14 protein-coding genes are annotated in these 18,025 nt (G+C 45.5%); 10 read left to right on the forward strand and 4 right to left on the reverse strand.

Annotation, left to right across the window (positions count from 1 at the left end):
- Positions 1-41: 41 nt before the first annotated feature.
- Positions 42-644, forward strand: coding sequence for an adenylyl-sulfate kinase (gene cysC / locus FMS18_RS05430; RefSeq protein ID WP_163292736.1), 603 nt, complete (start codon positions 42-44; stop codon positions 642-644).
- A gap of 60 nt (positions 645-704) precedes the next feature.
- Here the strand turns inward: cysC and FMS18_RS05435 are convergent, their stop codons facing one another.
- Together FMS18_RS05435 and FMS18_RS05440 are read right to left on the reverse strand one after the other, a co-directional pair.
- Positions 705-1,679, reverse strand: a complete 975-nt coding sequence (locus FMS18_RS05435) for a 3-oxoacyl-ACP synthase III family protein (protein WP_163292737.1) — start codon at positions 1,677-1,679, stop codon at positions 705-707.
- A 220-nt stretch (positions 1,680-1,899) separates the two neighbouring features.
- Complete coding sequence (locus FMS18_RS05440) at positions 1,900-2,400, reverse strand: hypothetical protein (protein ID WP_239060952.1); 501 nt, start codon at positions 2,398-2,400, stop codon at positions 1,900-1,902.
- A 354-nt stretch (positions 2,401-2,754) separates the two neighbouring features.
- Here FMS18_RS05440 and FMS18_RS05445 point away from each other — a divergent pair, with 354 nt between their 5' ends.
- The 9 genes from FMS18_RS05445 (at position 2,755) to FMS18_RS05485 (ending at position 16,413) form a co-directional block, all read left to right on the forward strand.
- Positions 2,755-3,786: a glycosyltransferase family 9 protein gene (locus FMS18_RS05445; RefSeq protein WP_163292739.1), complete on the forward strand. Its 1,032-nt coding sequence runs from the start codon at positions 2,755-2,757 to the stop codon at positions 3,784-3,786.
- 93 nt (positions 3,787-3,879) lie between these two features.
- Positions 3,880-4,332 carry a JDVT-CTERM system glutamic-type intramembrane protease gene (gene mrtJ / locus FMS18_RS05450; RefSeq protein ID WP_203544539.1) on the forward strand — a complete coding sequence of 151 codons (453 nt, stop codon included), beginning with the start codon at positions 3,880-3,882 and terminating at the stop codon, positions 4,330-4,332.
- A gap of 162 nt (positions 4,333-4,494) precedes the next feature.
- Positions 4,495-6,519, forward strand: a complete 2,025-nt coding sequence (gene gspD / locus FMS18_RS05455) for a type II secretion system secretin GspD (protein ID WP_163292740.1) — start codon at positions 4,495-4,497, stop codon at positions 6,517-6,519.
- A 12-nt stretch (positions 6,520-6,531) separates the two neighbouring features.
- A complete protein-coding gene (locus FMS18_RS05460) occupies positions 6,532-8,013 on the forward strand; it encodes a GspE/PulE family protein (protein WP_203544540.1) in 1,482 nt (493 codons plus the stop codon).
- 49 nt (positions 8,014-8,062) lie between these two features.
- Positions 8,063-10,180 (forward strand): STT3 domain-containing protein, encoded by a 2,118-nt coding sequence (locus FMS18_RS05465; protein ID WP_163292741.1) that lies wholly within the window; start codon positions 8,063-8,065, stop codon positions 10,178-10,180.
- Between the two features lie 120 nt (positions 10,181-10,300).
- Positions 10,301-12,337 carry a hypothetical protein gene (locus tag FMS18_RS05470; RefSeq protein ID WP_163292742.1) on the forward strand — a complete coding sequence of 679 codons (2,037 nt, stop codon included), beginning with the start codon at positions 10,301-10,303 and terminating at the stop codon, positions 12,335-12,337.
- Between the two features lie 119 nt (positions 12,338-12,456).
- Positions 12,457-14,487, forward strand: a complete 2,031-nt coding sequence (locus FMS18_RS05475) for an acyltransferase family protein (protein WP_163292743.1) — start codon at positions 12,457-12,459, stop codon at positions 14,485-14,487.
- 195 nt (positions 14,488-14,682) lie between these two features.
- The gene (locus tag FMS18_RS05480; protein WP_163292744.1) at positions 14,683-15,687 is read left to right on the forward strand and encodes a Gfo/Idh/MocA family protein; all 1,005 of its coding nucleotides are present in this window, start codon (positions 14,683-14,685) and stop codon (positions 15,685-15,687) included.
- A gap of 69 nt (positions 15,688-15,756) precedes the next feature.
- Entirely contained in the window at positions 15,757-16,413 is a 657-nt protein-coding gene (locus FMS18_RS05485) for a class I SAM-dependent methyltransferase (RefSeq protein ID WP_163292745.1), read from the forward strand.
- Between the two features lie 22 nt (positions 16,414-16,435).
- Here FMS18_RS05485 and FMS18_RS05490 read toward each other — a convergent pair whose 3' ends face one another.
- Both FMS18_RS05490 and FMS18_RS05495 read right to left on the reverse strand, forming a co-directional pair.
- The gene (locus FMS18_RS05490) at positions 16,436-16,978 is read right to left on the reverse strand and encodes a class I SAM-dependent methyltransferase (protein WP_163292746.1); all 543 of its coding nucleotides are present in this window, start codon (positions 16,976-16,978) and stop codon (positions 16,436-16,438) included.
- A gap of 7 nt (positions 16,979-16,985) precedes the next feature.
- Complete coding sequence (locus tag FMS18_RS05495) at positions 16,986-18,002, reverse strand: hypothetical protein (RefSeq protein ID WP_163292747.1); 1,017 nt, start codon at positions 18,000-18,002, stop codon at positions 16,986-16,988.
- Between the last annotated feature and the right edge of the window lie 23 nt (positions 18,003-18,025).

Raw genomic sequence — 18,025 nt, forward strand, 5'->3', positions numbered from 1 at the left:
TCAATTTATGAATGTTTAAATGTGAATAAATGCGGTCAAATATGAGTAAAGAGAAAAAGAATATTAAGAAGTTTAGGGGAGAGGTTTCCCGTCAAAACAGGGAATATCGGAATAAGCACAGAGCTGCTGTTTTCTGGTTTACTGGTCTTTCAGGATCGGGAAAATCCACTATTGCTCATGCAGTGGAAAAGGAGCTTTTTGATTCTATGATGCGGGTGTATGTTTTTGACGGAGACAATGTTCGTCACGGTTTATGTGCGGATTTGAGTTTCTCTCCTACTGCTCGGACTGAAAATATTCGACGTATCGCAGAAGTGTCAAAGCTGTTTGTTGAAAACAGCACAGTATGCCTCTGCGCTTTTATTTCTCCCTTGCTTAGTGACAGGCAAATGGCTCGAGATGTTATAGGTGAGAATGATTTTTATGAAATATTCATCACCTGCCCCCTTGCTATTTGCGAGGATCGGGATGTGAAAGGATACTACAAGCTGGCCAGAGAGGGTAAAATTAAAAATTATACCGGAATCTCAGCACCATATGAAGTTCCTGAACATCCTGACCTTATTGTGGAAACTGATAAGGAAACGCTTGAAGAATCCGTGGCGAGGGTGAAAGAATTTATTCTGGAAAAAGTGAAGCTTTAGTTGGTCCTGCCGATAGATGAAGTGAAAAATCTCCCCGGGAAATGGATTCCGGGGAGATTTTTAATATTTGAGCACTGTTCCTGACCAGCTCAGGCCGATCCCGAAACCGAAGAGCATGATTGTGTCTCCCCGGCGAAGTTTGCCGCTTTTCTCTGCCCGCTTAAGGGCGATGGGGATGGTGGAGGAAGTGGTGTTCCCTACCTCGTACAGATCCATGATCATCTTATCTTCCGGAATGTCCAGTTTGTCGGCAAGTGATTCAAGAACCTTGTTGCTGGCCTGATGGAATACAAAAAGATCAATTCCTTCCATGCCTGTTCCGGCCTGTTCGGCCAGCTTTCTGATTTCGTCGGGAATGGTTTTTACTGTGAATTGAAAAACTTTGAAACCATCCATTTGCATATCCGGTCTTGCGATTGGAGTGTCGGCTTTCTTTCCGGTGACAACGCTGATTCCGGTGTTAAGACAGCGTATTGATTCGCTGCGGCTTCCGTCAGTCCCGAAAAGGAATGAGGGTGCAGCCGTGGGCTTATCGATAATTGTCGCTGCTGCTCCGTCTGAAAAAATAAGGAAAGAAGTCTTATTCTCAGGGTCAATAGCTTTGGAGTAATTATCCACGGTTACGAAAAGTACTCGCTCAGAAATTCCGGCAGCCATGTACCCGTAAGCAATGGAGAGGCCATAGCAGTATCCGCTGCAACCGAGGCTTACATCAAAGCACTTGGTTGATGACGGAAGTCCCAGCTCATGCTGCAAGCAGGCTGAGACATGGGGCAAAAGTTGGTCCGGGGTCTGAGTACAGACGATCAAGGTGTCCGGTTGCTCATCCTCGGAAAGACCTTCCAGAATTTTTGACGCGGCCTTATGTGCCATCTGCAAGGTTGTTTCATCTTTTTCGGAATGGTGCAGGTAGCGCACTCCGGTTTTGGGGAGTGAGTTGCGTACATGCCAGTGCGGTTTGATTCTATCCAGCTCGTGGCAGTCAATTGTATGCTCTGGAAGATAGTATTCTATATTATTGATAAAGCTGTTCATTGCTCTTGTTACTGTATTGCGCTGGGCGCCTTCAAAAGAAGATTGTTAAGGATAAAGTAGTATCGGATATGATGCAGGCCGGGGATGGTTCTAATAGCGGTATTTTATGCACTAAGCAAGCTTGCAGGGCAAAATAATATACCTTCTTTTGTGTATATAAAATGCCCGGTGCACACGAGATGTACCGGGCATTGGTTTGTATTGTTTGTTATGCAGGTAATTATTTGTTTTCGTTTATGGTTTTTATTGCTTGCGGGAGGAAGAGGCTGAAGATGTCGTGTAGTCCGGCCATAAGTTTACCGGCGTTGTCTCCGGTGTTGGACAGATCCTTATTTTGTTTGGAGGTATAGTTCTGTGCAAAGAGAAGTTTGTTGTTTCTGGTTACCATACCGTCCAGCCTGACTTTGTAATCCATTTCCAGTTGTCCGGGGCGGTTTATGTATACCTTGTTAGCTATGCCGGTGATGATGAAAAGGTCGCCGGCTTCGTCCATGGTTTCAAAGTATTCAACGTTTAAGCCTTCGGCTTTGAGCTGATTGTATACCGCCTGTCCCATCCAAGTTCCGATGTCGACGGAAGGATAGTAATTGAAAAGCTTGCTCTGTCCGATTTTATTAATTGGTTTGCTCTCCGTAAATTTGACTACCGCGATTTTAACCGGGCAGGGAGGCAGGACAATATCAATGGGAGAGTAGCTGAGCTGTAAAGTTGTGTCTTTCATCTTTGTGTCTGCTGAAAAGGAGGCGCTGGGCAATGCTAGGGCCGTAATGAGTAAAACAATGAAGCACAAAGTCAGTCTTTTCATGATTTCTCCCGTTTAATTTTGTGTAGTGAATGAAGGGAATGTACTTAGTTTTAATTTAATTGATCTGTGCTGTTTTTGTCAAAGTTGTTTTTAAAAAGCCGTCGGTGCTTGAAGTCGTGAGCTTGACCGGGGCCACGGGCTGGTTTACTTGCAGGCTGTCGGTAGTTATTTTTGGTTTACTAAGTCTGGACTTTGCCGGTCGGGTATGCTTTATTTCTCTGCCTTTCGGCTGTCGTGATTGTTTTAAACAAGGTTTGTGAGCTTTTAAAAGTGAAAGATATATCATCAATTAATCCAAAGAAGATACTTGTTTGCCAGTTGCGTCAGATCGGTGATGTGGTTTTGGCAACTCCTTCTGTCTCCCTGCTTCATAAAAGATATCCCCATGCTGAAATTCATGTTCTGACAGAAGATAAGTGTACGCAGGTATTTGATAACAATCCGGCAGTCAGCCATATTTGGGCCATAAATAAGAAGGAATTACGTAACCCGTTCAAGGCCTTATCTTTTTATTGGAAAGTAGGTCGGGCTGGATATGATTTGATTGTCGATTTTCAGCAGCTTCCCCGTTGTCGCTGGGTGGTGCTTTTCAGCGATGCCCCGGTCAAGCTTGCCGAGATGCCGCCGTGGTATAATCGCTGGCTGTATACCCATTGGCCCCAGTCCATACCGGACGGTTATGCCGCCATGTATAAGGCCGGTGTGCTTAAGCCTCTGGGAATTAATTGGAATTCCGAGTGTCCTAAAATTTTTGTTTCTGATGAAGAACGGGCTGAAGCAAAGTCCTGCCTGAAGTCATTGGGTGTTGCTGATGAAGAACCGCTGATAACTATTGATGCTTCTCACAGACGGCATACTCGTAAGTGGCCAGAAGAATATTATGGCAGACTGATCCGTTTAATTTCTGAAAAACGGCCCCAATTCAAATTCTATCTGCTTTACGGTCCCGGTGAAAAAGATGTTGCCCTTAAGGTAAGGGAAGAATCCGGAGTGGCCGATAAGTGTGTCATGGTTGAGAAGCCGGGCTCATTGAGAATTATGGCGGCCCTGATTGAGCGGGCAGTATTGCATATCGGGAATTGCTCCGCTCCAAGGCATTTTGCCGTCGCTGTTGGAACTCAGAGTATTGTTATGCCCGGTTCGTCCGGAAGCTGGGTTTTTCCTTCTCCTGAGCACGAGGAGGTTGTGGCAGGACTTGACTGTGAGCCGTGTGGCCGGGAAAGTTGTGACCGTGGTGACTTGGCTTGTCTGACAAAGGTTATGCCGGAAGATGTGCTTTTAAGGGTTTTAGATAGGGTTTAAACCTGCTACAAGATGTAATCCTTTGAGGTTCTTGATAATGAAGACCCTCTCATGACCTTGTAATGATTAACTATTGAGTAGATAAAGAAATATATGGTTTATGATTTTTTCGTAAATCGAATCTTGAAAGGGATTTGGTATCAGTTCAAATTGGGAGCGATAAGTCTTACCGATCCTATTTTTTATTTATTTTTTTCTTTAGGATTTGTCGGGCTTTATGTCCCCGAGCCGGATCTCCAGCTTCCTTTGAAAGTGTTGTTTCTCAAGGCATTGTTCGAGGAGTTCTTTTTCAGGTTTTTATTGCAGGAAGGAATTGATCGATTACTTAAGTACCGATGGAGACTGGGGCCATTAAGCATAGCGAATCTTTTGGCCTCATTGACTTTTGCATGCATGCATTTGATCCATCAACCTGCACATTGGGCGTTGCTTACTTTTTTTCCTTCTTTTGTTTTTGGGTATATCTGGCAAAGATATCGCAGCGTTGTTTCGGCTACCCTCATCCACTTTGCCTACAACGCATTTTTGTTTTATCAGTTTATGTGATTTCCCCTGATTGGGGAAACCTTGACGGGCGTTTACAAGTGTAGGATGTTTGCAGGGATGCAACTCTTTTAATTGTCAGAACGTTAGAATTGTCGGCTGGATTGCTGGCTGTAATTCTATGCAGATAAAAAATGATTCTTACCGGAAATCCCGGTGGAGCTTATGGCGCTTAATATGCTGAAGAATTTTTGTAGATTTTTTGTGGCTTTGGTTTTGTCCATGGTGCTTATGGTCTCTGTTGCCGTGGCCCAGCCAGAGGGGGGCGACTCTGTTCATGCCAACCTTGAAAGTATTTCCCTTGTTGAATTCATCAAATTCGTAGGGCGTTATACCGGCAGGAATATTGTTTTCCAGAAAGGGGCCTTGCCCGGGTCGCATATCAGCATTTATGCCGGACAGTCTCTGACTGAACCGGAGCTCATGGCTGTTTTTCAACAGGTTTTGACAGGTGCTGGATTTCATGCGGTCACTAGAGATAACGTGACTTATGTGTTGCCGATGCGGGATGCAAAATTAATTTCTCCTGATATCAAGGCTTCGCCTTCGCAGGGTAAGGGTGAAGAGATAATTACCTCTGTTTTTCAGCTTGAAGGTAAAATGGTTCCGGCTAAGGTGCAAAGTGTGCTTTCGCAGGTTTCGTCCCGTATAGGTCAGGTTACCCCTGTTCCCATGGCTGATGCGGTTATGGTCCGTGATCTACAGAGTAATGTTAATAAAATGAAAAAGCTGTTGGGGATTTTGAAGCGTGCCGGTGCCCAGCAGGAATCAGCATTGATTGAGCTTGAAAAGACAAGTTCCAAGACCGTGGCCAGTAAACTGACATCGTTTTATAAAAAACTTTCTACTTCCGGAAAGACCGGAACGCCTCCTGTTATTGAGTCTCTGGATTGGGCTAATAGTTTGCTCGTGTCGGGGAGTAATGATCAAATTTCTACCATCAAGAGTCTTATTTCCAGACTGGACAAGGGCAGCGAATCCTATTCAAAAATGAAAATTTACAGGTTGCATAACATTGAGGCCGTTGTTGCCGGAGATGTTTTGAAGAGCCTTGTTACCGGCGGAGGAATACCTTCTTCCGGTAGTTCTAAAGATAGTGGAAAAGATTCCAAGTCCGGATCAACTGCTTCTTCTAAGAGTTCCGCATCTGATGCTTCCACATCGTCTTCCGGCAATTCAGATGAAATTCAAGTTTCTGCCGATGAAACCACCAACACTTTGATTGTTATGGCCAGTGCCGATCAATTGCCGCAGATTGATAATTTTGTTGAGCAGTTGGATCAGGCGCAGGATCAGGTTTATATTGAAGCCTTGGTTCTGGAAACAAAACTGGATAACGCCAAGGAATTCGGAGTGGAATGGCAGGGTGGAATTGATATGGGAGGGAGTGTTGCCACTTTAGGTTATACGAAAACTAAAGACAGTGCTCTTCCGGCCTATGGAACTAATCCTTCCAGTGTACCCGGTGGATATTCCATGGGGGTGCTGGGTGATACCATCTCATATGCAGGCAAGAGTTTCCCGTCAATTGGGGCCTTAGTAAACTTCACAAAATCTGCAACTGATTTTAATCTCATTTCTGCGCCCCAGATAATGACTTTGGACAACGCTGAGGCAGAGATATTCGTCGGTGAAAACAGGCCATATAAAACTGGCGAAAGTACCACCACCGGCAGTGGCGTTGTTTCCACCTACTCGTACAAAGATGTTGGTATTAAACTTAAGATTACACCCAGAATCAACCGTGAAGACGGACTGATCAAATTAAAAGTATATCAGACTTATAATACTGTTTCTTCTGCCAGTACCACTGATTTACCCATTACTAATGACCGCATAACTGATACTACGGTTCTGCTTGCTGATGGTTCAACCATGGTTATCGGCGGGTTGATTCAAAGTGATAAAACTCATACCGAAGCCGGAGTTCCCTATCTTTCTGATTTGCCTTTGCTGGGATGGCTGTTCAAAACCACCACTAACAGTGGCAATAAAAACACTTTGATGGTTTTTCTTTCCGCACGGATAATTCAGACCACCGAGGGGCTTGAGGCCTTGAGTAAGGCCAAGATGGATAAGTACAGGAGTCAGCGTAAGCGGTTTGAAAATTTTATTAATGAAGAATTTAATACCATCGGAAGCGATTCCAAAGAATCCGAAGATGTTACTTCGTCCATGTCTGATGGTTAGCAGGGCAATACATTGAGCAGTGCTTACGATTTGAATTTGGTCCCGCGTGAGGTGGTGGATCTTTTTTTGACATTCCCTCAGCGGAATGAATTTATTCCTGTGGAAGTTGGGGATAAAGAAATTAAGGTTCTTCTCCAGAATGAAACCTCTTTGCCTATGGCTGATTTTTTGGCTTGGAAAATGGGTAAGAATGTAGTTTCTGAAATTGTATCTGAAGAGGATTTTTTTCCTCTGCTTGAGCAGGCTCTCACGGTCTGGGAAGAAGAGAGTGCCATCGAATCTGATTCTGATGATGCCGAGGGCGAAGATGGTCAGGATCTGCTCGGCTGGTCTCATGATGACGCACCCATAGTCAGGCTGGTCAACAAAACCCTGCATCAAGCCATTTCTACCGGAGCCAGTGATATCCATTTTGAAGGACAAGGCAATGGCTTTGTAGTACGCTACCGTCAGGATGGTGTACTTAAGGCTGTAAAGCGGCTGGATAAAGGTCTTCAGGCTACTGTTATCGCCCGTATTAAAGTTATGGGGGAAATGGACGTTGCGGAAAGCCGCAAGCCGCAGGACGGACGTATTTTTCTCAAACTCGGACAGAAGGAAGTTGATGTCCGTGTTTCCACCATCCCGACCATGAGCGGTGAAAAAGCTGTTCTGCGTATTCTGGATCGTTCCAAAAACATTCTCAACCTTGAAGATCTCGGCCTTAAAGGCCCTGACCTTGAACTTTTCAGGAAGGTTCTGGCCCAGCCTCACGGTATTGTGCTTGTTACCGGTCCCACCGGTTCCGGTAAAACCACCAGTCTTTACGCCGGGCTCAGTGAGCTTCCGCGCGATGACAAGAACATTGTAACTGTTGAAGATCCGGTGGAATACCAGCTCTCCGGGGTCAATCAGGTGCAGGTTAACAAGGCTGCGGGCATGACTTTTGCCACCACAATCCGCTCTTTCCTCAGGCAGGACCCGGATATTATTCTGGTTGGTGAAATCCGAGATCAGGAGACAGCCAGCACCGCAGTACAGGCTTCACTTACCGGTCACCTTGTGCTTTCCACCCTGCATACCAATGATGCAGCCACGGCCGTGACCAGGATGCTCGACATGGGTATTGAGCCTTTCTTGCTTGCTTCTTCCCTTTCTCTTGTTCTCGGTCAGCGTCTGGTGCGCGTCAATTGTAAGCATTGTTCCAGAACGGTGGAAGTTTCCGAGAACACCTATAAGCTTTTTGAGGAAACAGAAGGACTGCCTCTCTCGCAGACAGCCGGGGCCGGGTGTGAGCATTGCAACTTCACCGGGTTCAGCGGGCGGCGCGGTGTTTATGAGCTTATCCCGGTCACCGAGGATATGCGCGGCCTGATCATGGAGGTTGCCTCTTCCGATCAGATCAAGGCCTACGCCAGGGAAATGGGCCGCGAAACCATGGTCGACCACGGCGTCCGCCTTGTGAAAGAGGGTGTAACCACCCTTGAAGAAGTGGTCAGGGTTACCAAGCTCTAGTTCTGCGGGCTGCTTTTGCAGTTAAATTATTTTTTACAGGTATATAATTATGAATACTCGTGATGAATCCCACAAATCGGGATGGGCTGTTGATTGGAAGGTCTTTCTGTTGTTTGCAGTCCTTTCATTTGTTTTTGCTTTCGGCCTGCGGGCGATGAATTATCCTAAATGGGATAATCCGGCATTTATGGTTGATGGCGAGTTTATCATGGGTACGCACGATGCTTATTGCTGGCTTGCTGGTGCCAAGGGTGTCGGCAAGGCTGCCACCAACCCCATGTCTGGACTTGTCAAAGTAATAGGTGCTGTTACCGGGGCAAAGTACGGGAATATCGGCTTCTGGCTTCCGGCTGTGTTTGCAGGTTTTACAGGCATAGCAGCTTTTGCCTGGGGCATGCTTGTTGCCGGGCCGTGGATAGGGTTCTGTGCCGGGGTTTATGCTACTTCAGTTCCGATGTTTTATTTCAGAACAAGGCTGAGTTATTATGATACTGATCTGGTGACTCTTCTGTTTCCCCTGTTGATTTCGCTTCTGCTGGCCAGATGGTTGAGCTGGGGGATGCGTAGGGGGTGGTTTTCTTTTGAGGAGCAGGTTGCAAAGTTCAAGCCTGCTCTATGGCAGTATCTGATTCCTCTCAGTGCCGGGGCTTTGGTCAGTTATGGCCGGCTTTGGCACGGTGATGTTTTTTTGTTTGGCCTGTTTGCATTGTTTGCGTCTGTTTTTCTGGCTCTATTTTGCGGAAGCAGGGAGAACCGGCCTGAATTGCTCAAAGGTTTGGTTCTTTTCAGTGCGGCAGCTTTGTGGGGCTGGATTGGAATAGCTTTGGCCCTGGTTTTGATAGCCGCTAATCAGCGTTTGAAAGCAGGCGATGTTCCTCTTTTGGGAAATATCTATGTTTATCTTTCTCTTATAGCCGCCTTGTTGATCTTCAGCGAGGCAGGCATGCAGTTGCTTTTTCTTGGCCAGAAGATTCTGTCATACCTCAAGCCTGTTGCTGATGTTGCAACTACTGAGCAGGCAAAAATTCATTATCCCGGTATAACTCAGAGTGTTATTGAGGCGCAGAATATTGAATGGGGTGTTTTGCTGCAAAATCTGACAGGTAATACCTACTTGTCTGTTTTTGGATTGCTCGGATTTCTTTTTGTTTTATACCGTCGTCCTTGTACTCTGTTCCTGCTGCCTTTTGCAGTCATGTCTCTGGCTGCTGCCAAGCTTGGCGGGCGGTTCTCCATGTTTTCCGGAATAGTTATAGGCCTGGGCGGAGCATATCTGCTGTACTGGATTCTGGACAGGTTTCTGACGTATCGGAAGAATAATCTCTTGTGTAGGATTGTGGCTTCCGGCTGTATGGTTATTTTTTTGATGGTAAGTATTTTTCCTCAATATCAAAAAACAGCACCTTCCACGATCATTTATAAAGAACATGCAAAGGCTTTGATCGCAGCTTCTGAATTTGCTCCTGAAGACAGTACCTTCTGGACCTGGTGGGATTGGGGCTACGCAACAATGTATTTTACGGGAAGAAAATCTTTTGCCGACGGCGGCAGGCATGGCGGGCCTTTGCTGTTTCCGCTTGCCTTTGCATATACCACCCCGTCCTACCTTCAGGCCAGCCAGTTCATGAAGTACAGTGCCGCGCATAACGGCGCACCCTATCTGGCCTGGGAAAAAATGAATGTGGATGATGTCCAGAAGCTTATCTACTCAATGGGGGCAAAACAGCTTGGATACAGCAGTTCACCCAAACAGTTTATAGTTGCCAGCTGGTCTGATGTCCGGCTTGCATACTGGCTTTTGTATTACGGTTCATTCAATTTAGCCACCGGTCAGGGGACGCATCCTAATGTTTCATCTATTGGTGAAGGCTTTAATCTTGACAGGGATAACGGCAGGATTATTTTTCATGGCGGCGGCGTTGTCCCCATTTCCGGTTATGATGTTGCGCAAAAGGGGCGGGGAGAATTCAGGGTTTTTCCGGATGCAGTCGGCCCCTTTGTAGTTATCAACACAGTTGCCAGCCAGAGTTATCTGGTTGATGAGTTTACGAGGAACAGTCTTTTATTGAAGCTGCTTCTTTCAAATCCATCTGATCCGGAAGTGAAAAATAATTTCAAACTCGTTTATGACGGCTACCCTATGGTCAGAATTTATGAGGTGATTTAATGTGTTTGGGGCTTGTCTTTTGGCAGTGCTTCCTGTATGAGTAATTTTATAAATTTGTGAAATGGGTTGAAAACACGGGGTTTTCAGGCATTCGCAAACAAACATGGAGAGTTTTTCATTATGAAAAAACTTATCGGTATTTTTACAGTACTGCTCGTGTTCTGCGTATCCAGCGCATTCGCAGCAATTACTGCTGAATTCCCGGCTTACTACAACGGCTCCATCGGTGGCGACCGTGCTACCTACGGTGGCGGTGTAGGTAACAACGGTACTTCCCTGTACTTTACAGGCCTCGGCCTTAACGCTACCACCAAAGTTCTTGGTAGAACTCAGGGTACAGTAGTCTTCGTTACCAGTAACCTTTCTGGTGCTACTAAGAGTGACCTCTTTTACGTCAACTCTTCAGCAGCCGTGACTGAAGGCTCCTTCAACGGTACCATCTCTTTCACCAACGGTTCTGTTGCTCGTCAGAGAGACTTCGGTAACAACTCTCTTGGTACCGCTAACGTTGCAAACCACCCGCACCTCAATTTTGACCAGTTGTTTGGTAATGTTTCCGGTCTGACTACTTACGAGCCCGGTAACAACACCCTGAACTCTACCACTTACTTCGTTCCAGCCGGTAACTACCAGATGATGGTTGGTCTTGTTAACTCTACTTACAACAGCACCGCTGTAGCAGTTGCTGCTGGTAAGAAGGGTATCTACGCCAACTGGCCTGGTTTTGGTGTTTCCATGCCCATGATTTACCAGAACGGTACTTTCAAAAACTCTGCTAACACTTCCTGGTCCTTCTATGCATACGGTATCAGAAAAGCTCAGCCCGTAACTATCTACGGTCAGGTTGAAATCGGTGCTCTCACCGGTACTGACAACGTAAATGTTGCTTACTATCTGCAGAATGGTACCGATGGAACCAGCAAAACTTCCACTACCTACAACGCAACCGGTATGACCAAAGGCACCACCGGTGGTTACCTCCACCTCGCTAAAGCCAAGGCCGGTTATCTTACCCTTATCCAGAACGGTACCATCAACGCTGATGAAAACATGATCACCGGTTATGTTGACACTGGTGACCAGCGTCTCTTCGCTGTGATGGTTAAAGATGCTACTACCCTCGGCGATTCTGATGTTAAGAGCCGTGCATTCAACCTCGTATTCGCAGGTTCTGGTGTTGAAAACCAGGAACTCGGTAACGCAACCGCAGGTATCATGCAGTTCAGCGTTGACGCTAACCTCGGCCTCCGCGGTAACGCACGTGTTCTGACCGCTGATGCCGGTGCTGTATCCGCAGGTATGGTTAAAGCTGACCAGTCTCTGACCGGTTATTCCGTTGCTGTTGAGTCCACCTCTCAGTTCGCTATTGATCAGTCCAACATGACTATCTACGACACTGACGGCAGGACCGTACGCGGTTACTTTTACGGTAAGCAGTCTGCTGACAAAGTGTTCACCGTAGGTATCTACGAGACCGTTGCAACTGACGCTACTTACCGCTCGCTGGCATTCCTGATCCCCACCGCAGCAACTACCGCTCCTATCGGTAACTCCGGCTACCAGGATAACGCTACCATGACCGGCGCGAACCTCGGCCGCTACCTCCGTAACAGCACTGGTTACACCCAGAAAACTCTGCTCGCACAGTGGACTGGCCTGCCCTCTGACTTCACCCCGCTCACCGACGTTAAAGGTTACTCCGTAACTTCCTCCGGTGTGATGGGCAGCAAAGCATTCTACTACACCGCTTCCTTCCAGGTAACAGGTGTTGGTGGTAACATCCAGAAGCTGCGTCTCTACAAGGTTATGAACGACGGTTCTACCGTTGCAGACCTGACCTACGCTGACTCTGCTGCCACTACCACTGACGGTGTATGGTGGGTTTCCAAGAACATCGGTGACACCTACATGGGTAACGATTCCATTCTTGATCCTACTCAGACCTACTACGTAAACTGGGTTGTTAAAGATAACGGCAGCTACGATACCAACAGTTCCACCAACTACGGTATTGTTGACCCGGTCGTACTCGGCTCCGTTCCCGGTTCCTCCAGCTCCTCCGGTTGTGTATTCAACCCCGCAGCTGGCTTCGGTCTGGAATGGCTGCTCCTGATGCTTGCTCCCATGGTTGCTATCGTACGTAGCCGCTTCAAGTAAGCACCAGCTACTGGATTTAGATCCACGTAGATAAATATAGAGGGCCGGCCTTAGGGTCGGCTCTCTTTTTTTAGTAATCAACAGTGAATGCCCAAGTCATTTAGAACAGTCAGTTTTGTATGAGTGTTATTCCGTATAGAAAAGACATAGACGGATTACGTGCCGTTGCAGTCTTGCTTGTTGTCCTATCTCACGCGAAAATCCCCTTCTTTGAAGGAGGTTTTGTAGGGGTAGACGTTTTTTTTGTTATTTCCGGTTTTTTAATTACATCCATAATGGTTAATGAGATTGACCGGGGTGTGTTCAGTTTTAAGACATTTTATCTGCGCCGCATCAGGAGAATTCTGCCGGCATTAATTGTCGTACTCGGAGCTACGTCGCTGGCTGCGCATAAAATGTTGATGCCCAATCAGCTGATAAGCTATGCCAAAGCCCAGTTCGCATCTTTAACATATTGGGCCAACTATTTCTTTTGGAGATATTACGGTGGGTATTGGAGAGGGTCCTCAAAAGAATTTCCATTAACACATACATGGTCCCTGTCTGTTGAAGAACAATTCTATTTCATATGGCCAGCCGTTCTGCTGCTCGCATATACTTTGATTCCAAAGAAATTCCACAAAGCAATTCTCTTTACAGCATTTACAGCATTTTTTATTTTATCAGAGTATTTAGTCAAATTTCCTGAGTTTGCCTTCTATATGATTCCTGCCCGTTTTTACGAGCTTTTTATGGGGGCAATGGCGGCCCTCATCATCAGGGAACCCATTACACTTAAATCCACCTGGGCAAAGCCTGTTGTTGTGTCGACACACTTAATCGGTTTCGGGTTGATCCTCTACGCAAATTTTTTCTTTAAGGAAGGGTTGCCCTATCCAGGCATCAATGCGTTTATCCCATGTTTAGGGACTCTTCTTTTGCTGCTCCCTTTTGACAACAATTCGTCGCCTGTGGAAAAGCTGTTTTCCTCAGCTCCCTTTGTAGGAGTGGGTAAAATTTCGTACTCGCTATATCTGTGGCATTGGCCTGTTTTTTCCCTGCTGGCCTATTCCGGGCATTCCTTTGATACTTATCGGATTCCGGCTCTCCTTCTGAGTTTCGGTTTGTCCTTAATTTCATATTTTGGAATTGAGCAGCCTCTCAGGAAAGCAAGAATGACGTTTAAAGCGGCTTTAACCTGTTTTGTGTTGGTGCCTGCCATGTTGAGCGTGTTTTATCTTTATGGGGCCATTGAAGATGGATATGCCGGGCGATATGCAGGCAACACGTCTAAGGCGGTCAAGGCTGTTTCAATGGTCGGTTCTCCGTATGAAGGTGCACAACAGGGAAAAGGATCTCCTACGGATTCGCACCTTGAAAATAGAAAGACCATCTGGAATTTCAACTCGACCCGTCCCATTGAAGTTCTACTTGTGGGTGATTCACATTCTACCGCCATAAGGCCAATGGTAGAAATGATCTGTAATCCATTTGGGTACAAGGGCCTACAGGTTTCACGCGACAGCACTCCTTTTCTTTCGAATGTTGATTTTTACGATCGTGATGTTCATGGTAATCTAGTGCTGCGTAAAGACAAACGGGCTATGAATAATTACTGGAAAAAACTGGTTACAGAAAAAAAGGTCAAATATGTATTTATCGCTGCCTTTTATTCTTCACGAATTTTTTCAAACCTGAAGAGTCCGGAGCTTATGGTCCACGACAGCCTCAAGCGTGGTGAGAATGTAGAAGAGAACAACAAGCGAAGTTTCTATCTGGGATTGCATGACACGGTAAAGTTCCTGATTGATCAAGGCGTTACTCCAGTGATATTCAAGGATATCCCGTGTGTTAATGATCGGCTGTCTGTCAACTACGTTAAGAATCTGCTATTTGATTCGAAATTGAAAACTAGTATCTTATGGTCGGATATTCTGGATAGACATAAATTTGAGGACGGTGTCATTGATGAAATCAAGGAGGAGTATCCTCACATCATTGTGATCGATCCTAAAAAGCTGCTCAGGATTTTAGCCGAAGACGGGCGATTTGATCCCGTATTGAATGGTGTTCCTTTGTATCTGGACAGCAATCATTTAAACCGTGACGGTGCAATTGTTTTGGGCAAAGAATGGATTTCACGGTTTGGTAATCCTTTGACTGAAAATTAATTGTCTATTCAGCTGAATAGTTCCAGTTGAAAGGAAAAGCGCGTTTTATCGCTTCAGCATGTATTGCCTTTGTGGGGTAACTCCACTAAACAGGGACTCACCGGGTTCATTTTTAAGTCTATAGATATTTGTCAATCAACAAAATACAGCTTTGTAAGTCTAAATAATATATCATAAATTTATAAGGAAAGATCAATGAAAACAGCAGTTATCGGGACCGGTGCCATGGGGCAGCATCATGTTCGGCTTTATTCAGATATTGTTGATTCGGAACTCGTTGGAGTCGTAGACCGGGATTCCGCTCAGACAGATCGTCTCTGCGCCCTTTACGGCGGTCGCTCGTATTCAGATTACCGGGAAATGATTGAAAAAGAGAAGCCTGACGCTGTGACTATTGCACTTCCGACTTCATACCACCATCAGGCCACAATGGATTGTCTTGATGCCGGTATACATGTCATGGTTGAGAAGCCTATTGCGAAGACTGTGGAGCAGGCTCGCGAAATGATTGAAAAAGCAAAAGAAGTCGGCCGGATTCTGAAGGTCGGGCACATTGAAAGGTTTAACCCGGCTGTTACCCAATTGAAAGAAAGGCTTGCAGACGGACAACTGGGAAGAATTTTCACCATCCATTCAAGACGACAGTCCCCATACCCCGGACGTATCACTGATGTTGGTGTGGCAAGCGATCTCGCTACCCATGAACTTGATATGATGCGTTATATCGCGCAGTCGGAAGTACATTCCATGACAGCTGAAATTTCAAAAGTCATGAATACCGACAATGAAGATATCGTCTTCGGGCTGTTGAGATTTGAAAATGAAATCCTGGGTATCCTTGATGTCAACTGGGTTACTCCCACAAAAATACGTGAGATTTCCGTCACAGGTGAAAACGGCATGTTTACTGTCGACTACCTTAATCAGAATCTGACTTTCAATTCCAATTACGCTGCAGAGCAGAATGAAAATCAGAGCGACTGGTTTAAGGCAAAATTTGGTGTTGTCGAGGGCGATTTTACCAGATTCAGAGTCGAAAAAAGAGAGCCATTACGTGTTGAGATTGAATCATTCCTGAAATGTTGCGAGAACAATGAGTCGCCTCTGGTGACCGGTGAAGACGGTCTTGAGGCACTTAATCTTGCTCTTAAGATTGTAGACAACAACTATAATTGTGGCTGCAAGAAGATAGGCAGTTAGTTTAGAAATGAATCAGCCGCGGTTCCGTAGTGTCAGGAATCGCGGCTGATATTTATTTGGGGTACTGATATGATTAAACAGAAAGAAATCTTCATGCAGTGTGAAGGAGATGCTTACAGCCGGCGGAATGTAGGTGCGGGTGAGGTAAAATTCATTGACCGTAAGGTACAGGAATTTCTTTCCGAAATATCAGCTTCCCGTGTCCTTGAAATCGGTTGCGGAGCTGGACACAGACTTGATTATCTCGCCTCCTGCCAGGCCGATACAGAATATTTCGGAATTGATCCTTCAAAAAAGGCCACTGAATCATATTCAGGACCTGCCAAACTTTTTCAGGGTACTGCTGACTCACTTCCTTTTCCGGATGGGCATATGGATGTGGTTCTTTTCGGTTTCTGCCTGTATCTGTGTGACGTTGAGGATTATTTCATAATAGCAAAAGAAGCTGACAGGGTACTCGCAGACGGTGGATTTTTAGTCATAATTGATTTTGAACCGCCTTTTCCATACCAGAACTCATATACGCACAAAAAAGGCGTCTTGAGTACCAAAATGCGCTTTTCAGAGATGTTCAGCTGGCATCCGTCTTATTCGCTTACCTCTGTAATTCCTTTTTCGAACAGGATGGAGAAATACGATACAGATCCTAATGAGCGAATTTCAATCAGTATTTTGCATAAAAAACATGATCTTAACCTACCGCAAGCCCCGTTTGCCGGCAAGTAGCCGGCGGTTTAGCTTCAGGTTTTTATTTAATACCTGAATATATCCTCCATTGAGACCGAAGTCTGAGAATGAATCGTGGCAGGCAGTGCCACATTGTTCTTTTGATAAAGTCTAATGGGGGATTATTTATGATCGTTTCTACACGGAAATCCTTGAACCCGGCATCGCTGAATGCCTGACGGTATTTAGAAAGCCCAAAAGAATGGATTGCAATATCCTGCTCCGCAACCTGCCGTTTGAGGTTGCTTTCCTTGTAGCTGGCAATAACCAGTTTTCCGCCGCCTTTGAGGACTCTATGGCATTCCATCATAAGCAGTTCATGATTTTTAACGTAGTAATCAACTGCAACCATGAAGACCATATCAAACGAGTTATCCTTAAAAGGAAGTGCATCACCAGAATTTATAATATCAAGCCCATTTAAAGGATCAATATTTGATTCAACGTGAGTCACTTGATTGAGCTTGAACTCGTAGCATCCCGGCCTTGATCCGACTTCGAGAATTTTAAAACCGTCTGCTGTCTTGCTGTTAAGCAACTCTTCCAGTTCAGTATATTTAATCATACTAATTCTACTTCTTTTTGGAATTGTGATATTTTTCAGTAAGATCTTTTCTATAGTTGTTGCATAATTTAATCGCTGAGATGGTCTTCGCTCTGATGAAATCAAGCTCTATATTGTACTGAGTGTAGGATACGAGCTCCCCTCCCCACGAAAGTTTAAATTTCATTATGTTGACCTTTTTAGGGTCGCCGGAGTCAGGTTCGGCACCGGCATAATCGAAATACTTAACTTTACGACGTAAGGCTTCCTTGATGATGTGCCATTGCAAAGCGTAGTTTGCCAGTCTTTTGGATTTATCCCTTCTGGCAGATGGTTCCGTGGTTATTCCTTCAATAAAGCCGACTTGTTTGCCCCACTTGACTCCAGCCCAGGCCAGAGGCTCGTCATCAAGGACTGCCACAAAATATGAGTAATTATCCAGATCAAGGGAAGATATGTTTTTGATCCTCTGGGTGTTAATGGTGTTGGTCCGCTGTTTGATCTCTTGCCATTTCCGAACATGAGTCTTGTCGCGAAGGTCAACAACCTTGATCGCAGTCTCGGCAACTCGTCTGACACTTCGGCGGGTTTCATATTTCAGATTTTTAAAAATGGAATCCTCGCCTTGTGATATATCTAGAACAACAGTGTGTTTCTCTGATTTGGCAAACCCCATACTATCAAAGATGTTATCAAAAAGAGAACTAAGCTCTTTGTTCTCCATAAAATGGTAGTATGGAGGGGTTACAGAAACGGATGTAGCCTGAACGGACTGAGCAGATCTGAGCATGTATTCTGTCCAGGCTTTGAGTTTGCCTTCTGTGTAGTTTTGACAGGTCGGGCCGTGGATAATGCGCAGCTGATAGGCTGAGAGCATTTTGGAAACAGCAAGTCCTGCATCTGATGTATGGCAAAAAAAAGGTTCGAGGGAAGCTGTTCCGAAGCAATCACAACAGTCGATGTTGAATGTTGGATAGAAAACAGTTTTCAGGAAGTTTTCATCCGGCATACGGTGCCAAAAAGACAGCTCAGATTCATATTTCATGCAGGTGTTCCCTTTTATAAAAT

The organism is Desulfovibrio sp. JC022 (assembly GCF_010470665.1).
Classification (GTDB): Bacteria; Desulfobacterota; Desulfovibrionia; order Desulfovibrionales; family Desulfovibrionaceae; genus Maridesulfovibrio.

Bases quoted from the DNA above. Each gene is read 5' to 3' on its own strand.
- FMS18_RS05490 (WP_163292746.1), bottom strand. From the start codon at position 16,978: ATGATTAAATATACTGAACTGGAAGAGTTGCTTAACAGCAAGACAGCA.
- FMS18_RS05470 (WP_163292742.1), top strand. From the start codon at position 10,301: ATGAAAAAACTTATCGGTATTTTTACAGTACTGCTCGTGTTCTGCGTA.
- FMS18_RS05495 (WP_163292747.1), bottom strand. From the start codon at position 18,002: ATGAAATATGAATCTGAGCTGTCTTTTTGGCACCGTATGCCGGATGAA.
- cysC (WP_163292736.1), top strand. From the start codon at position 42: ATGAGTAAAGAGAAAAAGAATATTAAGAAGTTTAGGGGAGAGGTTTCC.
- gspD (WP_163292740.1), top strand. From the start codon at position 4,495: ATGGCGCTTAATATGCTGAAGAATTTTTGTAGATTTTTTGTGGCTTTG.
- FMS18_RS05435 (WP_163292737.1), bottom strand. From the start codon at position 1,679: ATGAACAGCTTTATCAATAATATAGAATACTATCTTCCAGAGCATACA.
- mrtJ (WP_203544539.1), top strand. From the start codon at position 3,880: ATGGTTTATGATTTTTTCGTAAATCGAATCTTGAAAGGGATTTGGTAT.
- FMS18_RS05440 (WP_239060952.1), bottom strand. From the start codon at position 2,400: ATGAAAGACACAACTTTACAGCTCAGCTACTCTCCCATTGATATTGTC.
- FMS18_RS05485 (WP_163292745.1), top strand. From the start codon at position 15,757: ATGATTAAACAGAAAGAAATCTTCATGCAGTGTGAAGGAGATGCTTAC.
- FMS18_RS05465 (WP_163292741.1), top strand. From the start codon at position 8,063: ATGAATACTCGTGATGAATCCCACAAATCGGGATGGGCTGTTGATTGG.
- FMS18_RS05480 (WP_163292744.1), top strand. From the start codon at position 14,683: ATGAAAACAGCAGTTATCGGGACCGGTGCCATGGGGCAGCATCATGTT.
- FMS18_RS05475 (WP_163292743.1), top strand. From the start codon at position 12,457: ATGAGTGTTATTCCGTATAGAAAAGACATAGACGGATTACGTGCCGTT.